This is a genomic window from Peptoniphilus grossensis, from assembly GCF_001940285.1.
GTDB lineage: Bacteria > Bacillota > Clostridia > Tissierellales > Peptoniphilaceae > Peptoniphilus_A > Peptoniphilus_A faecalis.
Genome location: NZ_MJIH01000001.1, coordinates 83,535 through 98,132, shown reverse-complemented (window position 1 = coordinate 98,132; position 14,598 = coordinate 83,535). Strand labels below are relative to the sequence as shown.

The 14,598-nt window shown below is 30.1% G+C and carries 17 protein-coding genes; 2 read left to right on the top strand and 15 right to left on the bottom strand.

The annotated features are described in order from the left end of the window. Nucleotides 1-108: 108 nt before the first annotated feature. The 15 genes from rlmD to BIV18_RS00390 all read right to left on the bottom strand — a co-directional run bounded on the left by rlmD (nucleotide 109) and on the right by BIV18_RS00390 (nucleotide 12,214). The gene (gene rlmD, locus BIV18_RS00455; protein WP_075658669.1) at nucleotides 109-1,395 is read right to left on the bottom strand and encodes a 23S rRNA (uracil(1939)-C(5))-methyltransferase RlmD; all 1,287 of its coding nucleotides are present in this window, start codon (nucleotides 1,393-1,395) and stop codon (nucleotides 109-111) included. Then, the gene (locus tag BIV18_RS00450) at nucleotides 1,382-2,209 is read right to left on the bottom strand and encodes a CvfB family protein (protein WP_075658667.1); all 828 of its coding nucleotides are present in this window, start codon (nucleotides 2,207-2,209) and stop codon (nucleotides 1,382-1,384) included. Before BIV18_RS00450 ends, rlmD begins: the two co-directional genes overlap by 14 nt. Further along, the gene (locus BIV18_RS00445; RefSeq protein ID WP_075658665.1) at nucleotides 2,200-2,781 is read right to left on the bottom strand and encodes a hypothetical protein; all 582 of its coding nucleotides are present in this window, start codon (nucleotides 2,779-2,781) and stop codon (nucleotides 2,200-2,202) included. Before BIV18_RS00445 ends, BIV18_RS00450 begins: the two co-directional genes overlap by 10 nt. Nucleotides 2,782-2,998: 217 nt before the next feature. Then, nucleotides 2,999-4,393 carry a VanW family protein gene (locus BIV18_RS00440; RefSeq protein ID WP_075658663.1) on the bottom strand — a complete coding sequence of 465 codons (1,395 nt, stop codon included), beginning with the start codon at nucleotides 4,391-4,393 and terminating at the stop codon, nucleotides 2,999-3,001. Beyond that, nucleotides 4,393-5,037 carry an endonuclease III gene (gene nth, locus BIV18_RS00435; protein WP_075658661.1) on the bottom strand — a complete coding sequence of 215 codons (645 nt, stop codon included), beginning with the start codon at nucleotides 5,035-5,037 and terminating at the stop codon, nucleotides 4,393-4,395. The genes BIV18_RS00440 and nth overlap by 1 nt, the downstream gene beginning before the upstream one ends. 10 nt (nucleotides 5,038-5,047) lie before the next feature. Beyond that, on the bottom strand, nucleotides 5,048-5,329 hold the full coding sequence (locus BIV18_RS00430) for a DUF503 domain-containing protein (RefSeq protein WP_075658659.1): 282 nt from the start codon (nucleotides 5,327-5,329) through the stop codon (nucleotides 5,048-5,050). A 119-nt stretch (nucleotides 5,330-5,448) separates the two neighbouring features. After that, on the bottom strand, nucleotides 5,449-5,961 hold the full coding sequence (locus BIV18_RS00425) for an acyl-CoA thioesterase (protein WP_235860745.1): 513 nt from the start codon (nucleotides 5,959-5,961) through the stop codon (nucleotides 5,449-5,451). Continuing rightward, a complete protein-coding gene (locus tag BIV18_RS00420; protein ID WP_075658657.1) occupies nucleotides 5,933-6,856 on the bottom strand; it encodes a pseudouridine-5'-phosphate glycosidase in 924 nt (307 codons plus the stop codon). The genes BIV18_RS00425 and BIV18_RS00420 overlap by 29 nt, the downstream gene beginning before the upstream one ends. After that, a complete protein-coding gene (locus BIV18_RS00415) occupies nucleotides 6,849-7,916 on the bottom strand; it encodes a carbohydrate kinase (protein ID WP_075658655.1) in 1,068 nt (355 codons plus the stop codon). Before BIV18_RS00415 ends, BIV18_RS00420 begins: the two co-directional genes overlap by 8 nt. A gap of 59 nt (nucleotides 7,917-7,975) precedes the next feature. Next, on the bottom strand, nucleotides 7,976-8,578 hold the full coding sequence (locus BIV18_RS00410; RefSeq protein ID WP_075658653.1) for a thymidine kinase: 603 nt from the start codon (nucleotides 8,576-8,578) through the stop codon (nucleotides 7,976-7,978). Nucleotides 8,579-8,581: 3 nt separating this feature from the next. Then, nucleotides 8,582-9,187, bottom strand: a complete 606-nt coding sequence (locus tag BIV18_RS00405) for a peptidylprolyl isomerase (protein WP_075658651.1) — start codon at nucleotides 9,185-9,187, stop codon at nucleotides 8,582-8,584. Between the two features lie 11 nt (nucleotides 9,188-9,198). Next, a complete protein-coding gene (locus BIV18_RS00400; protein ID WP_075658649.1) occupies nucleotides 9,199-10,563 on the bottom strand; it encodes an MATE family efflux transporter in 1,365 nt (454 codons plus the stop codon). 3 nt (nucleotides 10,564-10,566) lie between these two features. Further along, the gene (map, locus tag BIV18_RS00395) at nucleotides 10,567-11,322 is read right to left on the bottom strand and encodes a type I methionyl aminopeptidase (protein WP_075658647.1); all 756 of its coding nucleotides are present in this window, start codon (nucleotides 11,320-11,322) and stop codon (nucleotides 10,567-10,569) included. After that, entirely contained in the window at nucleotides 11,319-11,624 is a 306-nt protein-coding gene (locus tag BIV18_RS10840) for a tetratricopeptide repeat protein (protein ID WP_235860744.1), read from the bottom strand. The genes map and BIV18_RS10840 overlap by 4 nt, the downstream gene beginning before the upstream one ends. Beyond that, nucleotides 11,615-12,214 carry a tetratricopeptide repeat protein gene (locus BIV18_RS00390; RefSeq protein WP_235860743.1) on the bottom strand — a complete coding sequence of 200 codons (600 nt, stop codon included), beginning with the start codon at nucleotides 12,212-12,214 and terminating at the stop codon, nucleotides 11,615-11,617. The genes BIV18_RS10840 and BIV18_RS00390 overlap by 10 nt, the downstream gene beginning before the upstream one ends. Nucleotides 12,215-12,312: 98 nt before the next feature. On the opposite strand from BIV18_RS00390, the gene mnmL reads away from it, so the two are divergent. Both mnmL and BIV18_RS00380 read left to right on the top strand, forming a co-directional pair. Beyond that, nucleotides 12,313-13,278, top strand: a complete 966-nt coding sequence (gene mnmL / locus BIV18_RS00385) for a tRNA modification radical SAM protein MnmL/YtqA (RefSeq protein WP_075658645.1) — start codon at nucleotides 12,313-12,315, stop codon at nucleotides 13,276-13,278. A 62-nt stretch (nucleotides 13,279-13,340) separates the two neighbouring features. Next, nucleotides 13,341-14,579, top strand: coding sequence for a carboxylate--amine ligase (locus tag BIV18_RS00380; protein WP_075658643.1), 1,239 nt, complete (start codon nucleotides 13,341-13,343; stop codon nucleotides 14,577-14,579). Nucleotides 14,580-14,598: the final 19 nt, after the last annotated feature.

Here is a 14,598-nt window from a genome sequence, read left to right as displayed (position 1 = left end):
TATTTTCACCACTTTTCTTTTTAATTATACAAAAAGTTTTTCTTTTATGTTCTATATTATCAGTGCAAAAAATATCGTAATATTACTTTGTGAAAATCTAAATGTACTCTATTTTCTTGACATCAATACTATCGTCTCTACATGAGCTGTGTTAGGGAATAAATTTACTAGCGCTATTTTTTCAACTTTATATACTTTTTTTAAAGTTTTCAAGTCTCTTGCTTGTGTTGCTGGGTTGCATGAGATATACACTAGTCTTTCAACTGGGTTTTCTTTTAAAAAATTCACTAATTTGTCATCTAGTCCCCTTCGCGGTGGATCCACTATTATTTTATTTGGTGAAATTTTTTCTTCTTTATAAATTTTTTCTATTGTTTCTTCAGCTGCTCCTTTGATAAATCTAGCTTCAATGTTATTATTTTCTGCATTAATTCTTGCATCTTCTATGGCACTTTCTACAATTTCTATTCCTATTACATTTGTAGCTTTTTTTGCAATTGATATTGATATTGATATTGAACCTACTCCGCAATATAAATCGTAAATTTTATCTTCTGCTTTTGGATCTAAGTATTCTATGGCTTTTTCATATAATTTTTCTGTTGCCAATCTATTTATTTGAAAAAAGGATTCTGGAGAAATTCTATAATCTATGTCTAATAATTTTTCTTCGATAAAGTCTTCGCCATAAATTTTTTTAAATTCTCTTGAGTAATGAATTTTATCACCTGTGTTGTAATTTAGATAAATTGATTTTACTCCCACATCAATTAATTCTGGAAGTATATCCTTTATTTCAACTTTGGCAGCCTTTGTTACGAGTATTAAAAGAACTTCTCCTCTATAGTTTGTCCTTATCCCAATTCTCTTTAATTCCCTTAATTGTTTGTATCGCCACATTATCTTTAATACTTTATTGGCAATATCTTTTTGCATTATACAATTTTTTATAGGAACTATTTCCTTTGAATTTTTTGCATAAAGACCTATGATGCTATCTCGCACTTGAAACTGCATATTATTTCTGTAATGAGTTTTTTCAGGCGAATCAATTACTTCTTGAACTTTTATATCTAGTCCTGCAATTTTGTTTAAATTTTTGTTTATACCGTTTTCTTTCCACTTTAATTCTTTTTCGTTAGAATAATTTAGAAAGTCGCAACCTCCGCAATCTTTAAAATAAGGGCAGGGGCCGTTTACTCTGTCCTTAGATTTTTTTATTATTTTTTGAATTTTTCCTTTACAGAAATTTTTCTTTTTTTTAGTTACGAGAAATTCAACCTCATCTCCAATTACTCCGCCATCTAAAAATACTGGAATTCCATCGATTTTTGTAATTCCAAGTCCTTTAAAGTCAAAGTCAATTATTTCTCTTATAAATTTATTTTCTTCCATGTTTCAACTCTATTTTTGTATCATAAATATTTATAAGTCGATTTTTATAAAGATGTCCCACTGCTCTCTTGTAGGCTTTTTTGCTAAGTCCTGTTAAATCTTTTATAATTTCTGGATTAGATTTATCGCCAAGTTCAAGAACTCCATCATTTTCTTCTAAAAGTTCTAAAATTAAATCGGCATCGGCATCAATTTGTTTGTAGGCTTTTTCTCTTAAGGTCAAAGTTATAAATCCGCTCTGCAAAATTCTTTGAACTCTAGCTTCTACTTCGTCTCCAATTCTATAAATCCCCTTGATTTCTTCAGCAGGAATCATTCCATCGTATTTGTTTTCAATTGCAACGAAAGCTCCAGGTCTTCCAATGCTATAAATCGTACCCTTGACTATGTCATTTACTTTGTAATTTTCATTAACCTTGAGTTTGTCCTTAATATTCATTGTAAGTGCAAGTCTATTGCTCTTATCATGGTACAAATATAAAAGATATTCTCCTCCAACTGTTAATCTTCCGTAACTTTCTTTAAATGGAAGGAAGATGTCCTTTCCAATTCCATTATCTACAAAATATCCAATTTTTGCTTTGTCAACTACTTTTAATTTTTTTAAATCGCCAACTTGTGCAAAAGGTTTTTTTAAAGTTGCTTCAAATTCATCGTGAATATTGTATACAAAGGCTTCAACTTCATCTCCAACTTTTAAATTTTCCCCTTCGCCAATTGCAAGATTTACTCTATTATTTTCATTGTCTGTTAAAATTATTTTTCTATCTTTTTTTGACTCAACTTTTAATTTTTGCACTTTTCCTAATTCCATGCCTTCTCCTCTATTATTTCTTTTCCAATTTCTGTGGTTTCATCGTACAAATCGTCGATTATTCCATAATCTATATTTTTTAAAACATCTATGCCATAGTAAATAAATGAAGGATGTTTTAATAAATTTAAAAATATTTCGTATGCCCTTTTTACTTCAACGAGATTATAGTACTTTGTAAGAAGCATTCCAAATTTTACACATTCTTCTACTTTCGAATCTCTCATAAGCAAAATGGAAAGTCCAACTAATTTTGATTCATCAAATTCAATTTTTTGAAGCAAAAAAGTCAAAAAATTTCTCTCAGATTCTAAAGCTCTATGTCCACCAAAAAATTCTTCAAATTCATCTATGGCTTTACTTTCCCTTAGATAATAATCGTCAACAGCTTTGTTTATCTCTCTTGTATTAATGTGATTTATTTCTTTTTCGCCTTTCAAAATAGAAAGTTCATAGCTTCCATCAGATAAATTAAGATCATCTATCTCTTCTAATTTTTGTAAATCAAAATTATTTTCCCAAAGAATTTTATAAATTGACTTTTTCTTTTTAAATCTCTTAAATATTTTCATAATGCTATTTTATCACAACTACAAGTATTTTTATATGTCTTGAATTTATAATATAATGCAAGAAAAAATAATGCACAGTATATGATAAAATAGTGTTTGCAAAGGCAAGTAAAAATCAAAACCAATTATAAATCGCTACAAATATTTTACACTAAAAAAACGAAAGGATAAACAATATGAGGAAATACAGATAAAAAAATAAGAGCTTATGCTCTTATCAATCTTTATCCTTATCCTTATCATCATTGCTATTTGATGTTCCTGTTCCCACAACTACAATTTTATCCTTTGGTAAATAGTAGGATTTTGAAATTTCTTTATTTTCAATAACTTCGCCATTTTTTATTATTTCTTTATAAGTTTTGTAAGAATAACCTCTAGCTCCACTATCTTTTACCGTTGATTCCCCTTCTGGTAATTCATCTGAATAAATTGTGTCAACGCCTGGACTCACTGTTTCTAAAAGTTTAGGAATTATTTTTATTTCATAATCCCTATCTGCGGCATTTCCTAAAATTTTAAAATTTAATTTTTCGCCATTAGCTTCTGACAAAATTAAAATTGGATTATTAGTATTATTTTTAAATTTTAAATCCTTATAACCTCTTGCAACTGCAGCATCTGTGCCAAGATCAACATAGTGGATAGGTCTTGAATGATTATGTCTTTCTGTAATTTCAAGATCTGATAATATTAATGAATTATATAGAGTTGTAGATACTTGGCAAATTCCTCCACCAATTCCATCTTCATATTCTCCACCAACAATTACAGTTGCATTCTTAAATCCTGTTTCTGAGGAAATTTCTCCAATGACATCGTTAAAAGAAACTTCATCTCCTGGATTTAATTTCATGTTATTGAATTTTGATGCAGCAATTTTAATGTTTTCCTTTCTATTTTTCGCTGAAGATGAATAGTCTGTTTCAAAGTTGCCAAGTTCTTTGTCTATCCCTTCGTAATAATTTGAATAAATTTTTGGCTCAGTTTTGTAAACTGGAAGTTCTATTTTTTCTTCATTTAAAATATCTAAATTAATAAGTTTTTTTGCTTCGTCAATATCCATGTATCTTCCAATTTCAGATTCTGCAATTTTTACACGTCTATCGGTATTAATAATAGGATGGGCATCGACAGGTTTTTTAAAAACTTTATTTCCCATGTCAAGAATTATTTTTTCTCGTTTTGCATCATTTATATATGATTTTGCAATAAAATTCTTTTTAAATATTGAAATCTTAACTATATCAAAATAATTATAAAATAAATTTTCACTTCGTCCATAATTAAAGGCTGAATTTACGGCATCATGCAAATTTAATTCATAACCAAAATCCCTTAATGGAACAGATAAATTAATATCATCATAATAAAAATTAACCACTTTATTTTTAATTATTTCATCTGTAACTGTCTTAACTTCTTTTAATGCTTCCTCTTTTGATAAATTTGAGACATCTACACCTTCGATTTTTATACCTCTGTGTATATTTGGATTTACATATTCTTGAGTGAAATAAATAACAGACATAAAAATAATCATCAAAATAATTGCAATTGTAATTAATATCTTTTTATTAATATTTAGAATTTTTGTTCCTAAATTTTCCATCAACTATCACCCTCATAATATCTACAAATTTTATTTATGGTGCAAATTTCACACTTTGGATTTCTTGCGGTGCAACATCTTCTTCCATGAAATATAAACAAATGATGAGCCTTAGTCCATCTATTTTTATCAATTTTATTTTGAAGCGCCCTTTCAGTGGCTTCTACATTTTTTTCGTGAACAAAACCAATTCTATTGCTAACTCTGAAAACATGAGTATCAACTGCAATTGCAGGCACACCAAAAGCAGTCGATGCAACAACATTAGCTGTTTTTTTGCCAACTCCTGGTAGCTTCATAAGTTCTTCAATTGTATTTGGAACTTCACCATTATATTCTTCCAAAATGACACTTGAGCTTGCCTTAATATTTTTTGCCTTATTTCTATAAATTCCACATTCCTTTATTAGGCTTTCAAGTTTTTTTATGTCCATATAAGCAAAATCTTTTGGAGTATTATATTTTTTAAACATCTCTCTAGTAACTTTATTGACTCTAATATCTGTGCATTGTGCCGATAAAATTGTTGCAACTAAAAGTTCATAGGGACTATTATGTTCAAGTTCGCAATGTGCATCTGGGTAAGTTTCTTCTAATATATCTAGGCATTTTTCCGCCTCTTCATGAGTTAAAATATCCTTCATATTCCTCCTCTTACAAAATTTCTTTTTCTATATTCATAATTTCAATTTCACTGTAGCTATTAAAAAATTGTATTACGTTTTCCATAGTTTCATCCACAATTTTTTTGTCCTTGGATACTGTAGCAAATCCTATTACACTTTTTTGCCACTTGTCATTCTCGCCAACTTCAGCAATTGATACATTAAATCTATTTTTTGATTTCTCGACAATACTTTTTACAACGGATCTCTTTGATTTCAAAGAGTTTGCATTGTAAATAAATATTTCGCAAGTACATATTCCTATTATCATAATTAAAATTATAACATAAGAAATTAAATTTTTTACTTTGATATATAAAATTATTTAATTTTAAAATATTTTAAATTAAGTAAAAAAAAGCACCAAAGTGGTGCAATTTTATGATTAATCTATTTTAGAAACTCCTTTATCTGAGCATTATTTCTCTGTCTTATCTTATTTATTTCTCTTCGATTTTCATATCCTTCAATGATATTTTTCTCTTCGAGAGTTTCTCCAATTATAGCAGGAATTTTTCCTGAATCTGTCCCTTTACATTTAAAGGTCAAAAAACAGAAAGCTGCAAGTTCTGTCTCGCCTGTCATTGATTTTTCCTTTGTAAACTTTGTAAAAACTTCAACAGATGAATTTCCCACTCCAGATATAAATGTAGTCGCAGTTAAAAAATCTCCTAGATTAATTGGCTTTAAAAATGTTAAGTTGTCACAAGAAATTGTAGCGACTCTTCCCCTAGTATGCCTTATAGCACAAGTTCCAGAACTGTGATCAGCAATTTCAAAAATTCTTGCCCCATACATTGTGCCTCCAGTGTTTAAATCTGTTGGCATTACTCCGTAAGTGAAAACAACCTTTGATTCAGAAACTTTCTTTGAATTAGTAAAGATATTTTGCAACTTCAGCACCTAATCTTGCATTATTTTTTACAAGGGCAATATTTGCTTCAAGTGATTTTCCTTCTGTTACTTCAAGAACTTTTGAAAGTAAGAATGGCGTTGTTTCTTTTCCGTGAATTCCCTTTTCTTCAGCTTCTAAAAGAGCTTTTTCTATTGCAGAATTAATTTTATCTTCATCCATTGAATCCTCTTCAGGAATTGGATTTGTAAGAAGAATTCCGCCTTGTAATCCTAAATTCCATTGAGTATTAGCTGCATCCGCTGCTTCTTTAGGATTTTTGATATTATAATCAACTTTAAATTCACTCTTTCTTGTAAAAAAAGCTGGCATATAGTCTGTTTGATAACCAAATACTGGTACTCCCTTAGTTTCAAGGTATTCAAGAGTAAGTCCAATATCTAGAATTGATTTGCATCCTGCACAAACTATCATAATATCATTTGATGCAAGTTCATCAAGATCCCTTGAGATGTCAAAAGTAGTTTCAGCATGTCTGTGAACGCCACCAAGTCCTCCAGTTACAAAAATTTTAATTCCAGCAAGTCTTGATGCAATAATTGTTGATGCTACTGTTGTAGCACCATTTAATCCACGAGAAACAATATAGGCAAAGTCTCTTCTTGATGTTTTTATAATGTCCTTTGATCTTGCCATAAATTCTAATTCTTCATCATTTAAACCAATTTTAATTTTTCCACCTATAATTGCAGTTGTTGCAGGAATAGCTCCCCCCTCTCTTATGATTTTCTCACAAGCCTTTGCTGTCTCAATATTTTGAGGATAGGGCATCCCATGAGAGATTATTGTAGATTCAAGTGCAACTATTGGTTTTCCCTTTTCCATAGCATCTTTCACTTCATCATTATACTCAACATATTTTTTTAGCATTTCATTATTAATCATAAATTTCTCCTTTTAAATTATTTTCATTCATGTCCTTTGAACATGAATTAGCACTTTTTAAAGCAATCCTCGCAGCAGCTTCTGCCGCTTTCATTCTCTTATCTATATCAAAATCATTGTATAGTCCATAGGCATATCCTGCCATAAAAGCATCACCTGCTCCACTTGCATTTACAACTTTTACTGGATCAGGTTTTCTAACCCTTTTAAAATCTTTTTCAAAATAAAAAGCTCCCCTACTACCAGCTGTTATTACAAGACTTTTTAAACCTTTATCTATTAAATCTTCTCCAAGGCTATTAATATTGTCTGTATCTAAACCAGAAAGAGTCTTTGCCTCGTAATTATTTACTTTTAAGAAATCAATTTTATTCAATAAATTCTTAATTTTTATTACCTTTTTTGTGGAAACTCCGTCGATTAAAAATTTACCCTTTATATTTTTTAGAATATAATCTAAAGTTTCCTCTTCTAAATTTGTATCAATTATTGTAAATTCAGCATTTTCAATAATTTTTTTATTCTTATCAATATAATCTTTATCTATATTTTTTAAAAGATCCATGTCGGCAATTGCTACATACATATCCTTCTCTTCATCTAAAATCGCCAGATAATGAGGAGTAATTCCCTCAGATATTAGAATTTTGGAACTGTCGACATTTATGTGATTTAGCTCATCTAAAATATTTTTGGCTGCATCATCTTTTCCTAAAACCGAAAGAAAAGTTGTATTTATGCCAAGCCTTGCTAAATTTTCACAAATATTTCTCCCAACGCCGCCACTAGAATATTTAATCTTTCCCGGATTTGAATCTCTCACCTTTAAATTGTCAAAGGAATAACCAATAATATCCATATTGCACCCACCTAGAACCGCAACATAGGTATCTTCTCTAAGAATATATCCTCTACCTAAAATATATCCAGAACTCATCAAATTATTTATATGAGTGGATACACCTGACCTTGTAATATTTAATTCGTCGGCAATTTCTTGTTGTGAAATTCCAGGATTTTTTTTCAAAAGATTTATAATTTCTTTTTCTCTTGGAGTCAAAAAAACACCTCTAATCATTTACTTAAATTTTAATCAAATGATTAGAGGTTGTCAATGCTTTATAAAAACTTTTCTTGATTTTCTTTTAATTTGTCTTCAGCAATTGCTTCTTTGTAACATCTTCTGCAAAGGGGTTCGTATTCTTCTACTGCTCCAAGCTCAACTCTATTGTTACTTTTTATCTTTCTATGAGAGACCCAAGCGTCTGTCCCACATCTTTTACAAACCGCATGATGTTTGTTTAAATAATCTGTCTTTGGCATGATTTCTTTTACAATTTCAAAGGGCTCAGCCATGTAATCCATATCGAGACCTGCCATTACAATTGTAATTCCCATCTCTAACATTTTTTCTAAATTTTCTAATACAACTTTTGGATCATCTTTTAAAAACTGAACTTCATCTATTCCAATTACTTGTGGTGAATTTTTCTCTGCATAATCTAAAATTTCTTTTATAGACTCAATTTCAATCGCTTTTAGAGAAATTTTATCATGAGTAACAATTTCTTCTCTTGAATACCTTTTGTCAAGCATTGGTTTGAAGGCAATGACTTTATAATTTGCAATTGAAAATCTCTTCAAGTCCTTTTCAAGCGAGCTAGTCTTCCCAGAAAACATTGAACCAGTGTGTAAAATCATTCTTCCTCTGTATTGATGCATAATTTATCCTTGGTAATCTGTAACTATTGCTTCTTCAATTACAATATCAAAAACAGGCTTATCCATAAAGCCAACTTTTGATTTTGCAATATCGTCAACTACATCCATTCCTTCAAAAACTTGTCCGAAAACAGTGTGCTTGCCATCAAGCCAAAAAGCTCCACCAACTTTTTCGTAAGCTTCAATAATTTCTTCAGGATATCCCTTTTCAGCTCCGGCATCCTTCATTTGACTTAAAATGTCATCGGAAAGTTTATCTCCTTGCACTATAAAAAATTGTGAACCATTAGTATTTGGACCAGCATTTGCCATGGAAAGTGCTCCTCTAAAGTTTCTAAAGTTTACATCAAATTCATCTTTAAAAGGTTTTTTCCATTTGCTTTCACCACCTCTACCAGTTCCACTTGGATCTCCACCTTGAATCATAAAGTTTTCGATAACTCTGTGGAAAATTATTCCATCATAATACTTGTCTTCTATTAATGAAATAAAATTTTCAACAGCAAGAGGTGCTGCTTCTTCAAATAATCTAACTTTTATATCTCCCTTACTTGTCTTTAGTACCGCAATTTTTTCTCCAATTGCAGGTTTTTCAAATTGTTTTAACATTGTGTCTCCTTTCAAATATATGTCTTCAAATTAATTCTAAAGCCATCTGTCTTTTTACGCAAATAGAAATAAATTAAAGTTAAAAATATTCCCTTTAAAATAGATGATAAACTCATAGCTACCCAAATACCATTAATTGCAAGAATTGGCATCAAAATTAGTGCCAAAGGTATTCTGCTAATATTTAATATCATTGCATTGATTGCAGGGTATTTTGTAAGCCCCAAACCATTTAACATCCCCGTAGTTCCTATTTCCAATGCCATAAAATACTGTGACAGAGCCATAATTTTTAGATAATCAATTCCCTTGACAATCGCCATTGGGTCCCTTGGTATAAAAAGTGTAAATAAATTTCTAGCAAAGAAAAATAACAAAAATGAAGTAAAAATCCCAATCATATTTACTATCTTCATTGCTTCTCTTCTTCCGTCGTGAAGTCTGTCATAATTTTTTGCACCAAAATTTTGACCAAAAAAAGCTGAAAATGCTACAGAAAATCCATCAGCAGTCATCCAAGAAATCGATTCAATTTGTGACCCAATGGAATAAACTGCAATGTATAATGATCCAAAACTCGAAATATATTTATTTAAAACCATGCCTACCATTGCGTGAATCATGGATTGAAGTGAGGCAGGAAATCCTAAATTTAAAATTGATTTAAAGTAATTTTTCTCGGGCATTTTAAAGTAATTAGTTCGCACAAATATTTCTCGTGACTTTAATCCAATGTGTAAGTATAAAAGTGTGGAAATCATTTGTGCAAAAACAGTTGCCGCTGCTGCGCCTTTAATACCAAGTTTAGGGAAAATAGAAATTCCAAAAATTAAAAAGGGATCAAGTATTAAATTTATAATTAGCGAAATTATTGAAATTTTAAAGGGAGTTATTGAATTTCCCTTTGCAAAAAATGCAGCTGATAAAACTGGATTCAAAAAAGTAAAAATTAGTCCACCACTTATTATTACAAGATAATCTACTGCCATGGCGTGTACATCTCTGTCGAGATTATAAAATCCAATAATTTTATTCCTCATAGCGATATAAAAAATTGTAAGACTTAGGCAAAAAATAAGATTTAAGACAAACCCAGAAACCCAAACACTCTTGCAACCTTCGCTATCTCCCTTGCCATAAGACTGAGAAAGTCCAACAGAAATCCCCGTTTTAGCAATAAGAGTAATGGATTGTGCAATCCAAACTAAAAAGGAACAAGTTCCCACAGCAGCAACTGCTCCTGTGGAAAGTCTTCCAAGCCACATTAAATCAACTAAGGAATATGCCATTTGCACAAAGGCAGTACCCATTAATGGTAAAGCCATTTTTAATAGTGCAGAAAAAATATTTCCCTTTAACAAATTTACTTCTCTCATTTATCAACAATCGCCTTGGTCAGTAATTATTATTGGTCCATCCTTTGTAATTGCAATTTGGTGCTCATATTGTGCAGAAAGAGAGCCGTCCTTAGTTCTTGCTGTCCAACCATTGTCATCTATTGTAAGTTCCTTTTTCCCCATATTAATCATTGGCTCAATTGTAAATACCATCCCCTCTTGTAATCTTAATCCACGACCAGGCTTTCCATAGTGAAGAACTTGAGGGTCTTCGTGCATTTCTTGACCAATTCCATGACCTACAAATTCTCTTACAACAGAGTATCCATTTTCTTCTGCATGTTTTTGAACTGCCGCTGCTATATCGCCAAGTCTATTTCCTATTACAGCCTTTTCAATTCCCTTGTACATAGATTCACGAGTAACTTGTAGTAATTTTTTTGCTTCAGGAGAAACTTCTCCAACTTCATAAGACCATGCCGAATCAGCTAGCCATCCGTCAACATTTACAACCATATCAACAGTGATTATATCGCCATTTTTTAATTCATATTCTGATGGAAATCCATGGCAAATTTCATCATTTACAGATGCACAAATTGAATAAGGATAGCCTTCATATCCCTTTTGTTCAGGATAAGCTCCTCTTTCCCTTAAATAATTTTCTACAAATCTATCTATCTCAATAGTTTTTACGCCTGGTTTTATAAGATCTCTAAGTTTATGATGTACATCAGATAATACTTTTCCTGCAACTTGCATTTTTTTTATTTCGTCTTCTGTTTTAATAATAATCATTTTAACTCCTTTACAATTTCACATAAATCGACATCGGTTTTTGCCCATGTATAGGCATCGCCGTTTATTTTTATTGCCTTTATAATTTCTTCCTTTGCTCTTTTAACATCTCCAAGTAAAGAGAAGGAGCAAGCCTTATTATAATGTAGGTTCACTGAATTTGGAAAATCCATTAATCCCCTATCTAAAATATTTATAGCAGATTTATAATCTTTTTCTTCAATATATACTGCGGACATATTTAAAAATAAAAAAGGATCTTCAAATTTTCCAATAGCTTCGTAATAATATTTTAAAGCCAATTTGTTGTCGCCCTTCTTTTTGAGAGTACTCCCATGTTATATAGTGCTCTTCCATAATCCGCTTTTATCTCAAGAGATTTTTTCACAAATTTTTCTGCTAAATCATTTTTATTTTCTATTTCATAAATTGAACCTAAATCATTATAAGTTACAAAGTCGTATTCATCAATGGCAAGAACTTTTTTAAATTCCTCTATGGCAAGATTAGTTTTTCCAATTTTATCGTAGGCATGGGCAAGGTAATAGTGCGCTCTATCATAATCATCATCTAGTTCAATTGCCCTTTTATAATTTTTTATTGAATAATTTATATCTCCATCTATAAAGTCATTTGTTATTGCAAGCCCATAAAAAGCACCTGCCATTTTCTTTATGCTCAAAATTTTTTCAAAATAAAACTTTGCCCTAGCATAATTTTCTTCCTTGAGATATATATCAGCTAGTTCAAAATAAACAGAAATCCTCTCATCTGCATCTTCATCGTTAGTAAATTTAAGAGATTTAAGTAACAAATTTTCCGCCTTATCGCTATCGCCTTCTAATAAGAACTCTTCTGCTAAAATTAAATAATTTTTAAACTTTAAATCCATAAAAAACTCCAATTCTTATTATATTATATAGTATTTTTTCTAATTTCAAACCCATGGAAATAATTTTTAAAAGAATATATAATGAATTAGGTGATTAAATGAGAAGATTTTTATCTTTTAACGATTTTTTTCGCAAATATTTTTCTGGAAAGAGCGTAAAACTCTCTCTAGACGGTGGTTTTTCTTGTCCAAATAGAGACGGCACTTTATCAAATATTGGCTGTGTTTTTTGCTCTGACGAGGGCAGCGGTGAGTTTGCTGCCTCAAAAAATTACTCTATATCTAGGCAAATTGAGTCTCAAAAAATATTTTTAGAAAAAAAGTGGAAAGCAAAAAACTATATTGCTTACTTTCAAAATTTTACAAACACTTATGGTTCATTAAATGATTTAAGAAAAATTTACGATCCAGTTGCAAGTCGCAATGACATTTCTGCCATATCTATTGCAACTAGATGCGATTGTCTTGACAAAGAAAAGATAAAATATCTTGAGGAAATTTCTCATAAAAAAACACTTTGGCTTGAACTTGGAATGCAAAGTGTGAATGAAAATACTATTAAATTAATTAATCGAGGTTACTCTCATAAATTTTTTGATGATACTATTAGTAAACTCAAAGATGCAAATTTATTATTTTTAATTCACGCAATTTTTGGTCTTCCCTTTGAAGATTATATTGATTTTGTAAATACTATTGATTACATAAAAAATGTATCTCCCTTTGGAGTTAAATTTCACAATTTATATATTTTAAAGGACTCGCCAATCTATAAGCTTTATAAAAATAAAAGTTTTAAAATATTAACAAGGGAAGAATATATTGATATAGTTATTTTTGCACTAAAAAATATTGACGAAAAAACTGTAGTTCACAGAATTACTGGTGATCCGCCAAAATCTAAACTTTTTGAGCCAAAGTGGTGTGCTGACAAACTTTCAGTAATTTCAAAAATTGATAAAAAACTAAAGGAATCTAATGAAAAAATTGTAACAGAGGATAAAATTAAAAAAATAGTATCTTATTGGAAAGATAAAGATAATGCATTTATTGATAAAGGTTAAAAAATACTTTGCTCTAGTGTATAATGTAAGATAATGTTAAATTTTAATTTATAAGGAGAAATATGAAAAACATTTCTAAAGATATACTAAAAAAATTAAATGTCAAATTTGTAATTCTTGGATCCGATGAAAATGCCTATGGAATTGCTAGAATATTAAATGACAACTATGATTTGATCTCAACTATATTTTGTCAAAGGGCACTCCCTGCCACAAATAACTCAAAAATTTTAGATAGAAAAATTATAAATAACTTTTCTAATGATGATGTTTTTGTAAATGAGATGATAAAATTTGCGGAAGAAAATAAAGATGCCACTTTAATAACTATTCCTTGCGGAGATGAATATTCAAAACTTCTTTCAAACAATAAGGAAAAAATTAAAGAGTACTATAAATTTAACACACCTTCTACAGAATTAAATGAAAGATTGGAAAATAAAATTGATTTCTACAATTCTTGTGAAGAATTAGGCATACCTTATCCAAAATTTGCAATTATAAATAATTCCAAGGAAATCGAAAAATTGGACTTACAATTTCCTCTAATACTTAAACCCAACGATTCAATTTCCTATGTAAAATTATCCTTTCCTAATAAATATAAAGTCTACACTATTTATAGCTACGATGAGCTTAAATCTGTTGTAGAAACTATTTACGATGACAATCACTATGAAGGCACAATGCTTGTGCAAGAATACATCCCTGGACCCGCATCAAACCAAGCATCCTTTAATGTGTATTGTGACAAATTTGGCAAGGTACGCATGATGGTCTATGGACAAATTCTTCTTGCAGACCCTCTTCCCCTTAGAATTGGAAATAACGATGCAATCTATACAAAATATATGCCTGAACTTTTTAAATTTTACAAAGAAAAGCTTGAATCCATCAACTATACTGGCTATTCAAATATAGATTTAAAATATGATCCAAGAGACAATACTTATAAGGCCTTTGAGATGAACTTGAGACTTCCCCAAAGTCATTACTTTATGGCTGCTGGTGGCGTTAATGTTTTGGATTTTTACATTAGAGACCTTTTAGATTTAGGATTTGAGGAAGAAGTTTATTACCACAAGGAAACTTCAAAAATTTGGATGAATGCCCACCCTAAATTGTTAAAGGAGTATACTGACAAAAAATATCACAAAATTATTGATGAACTTTTAAAAAATGGCTACGAATTTACAATTAACAACAAAAAAGATTTCAGCTTTAGTAGAAAAATAACTTATCTAAAGAGAAAATATGGTTCAATAAAACATTATAAAATGTACTATAAATTAGAGAAATAGATTATTAACATAAAAAAAC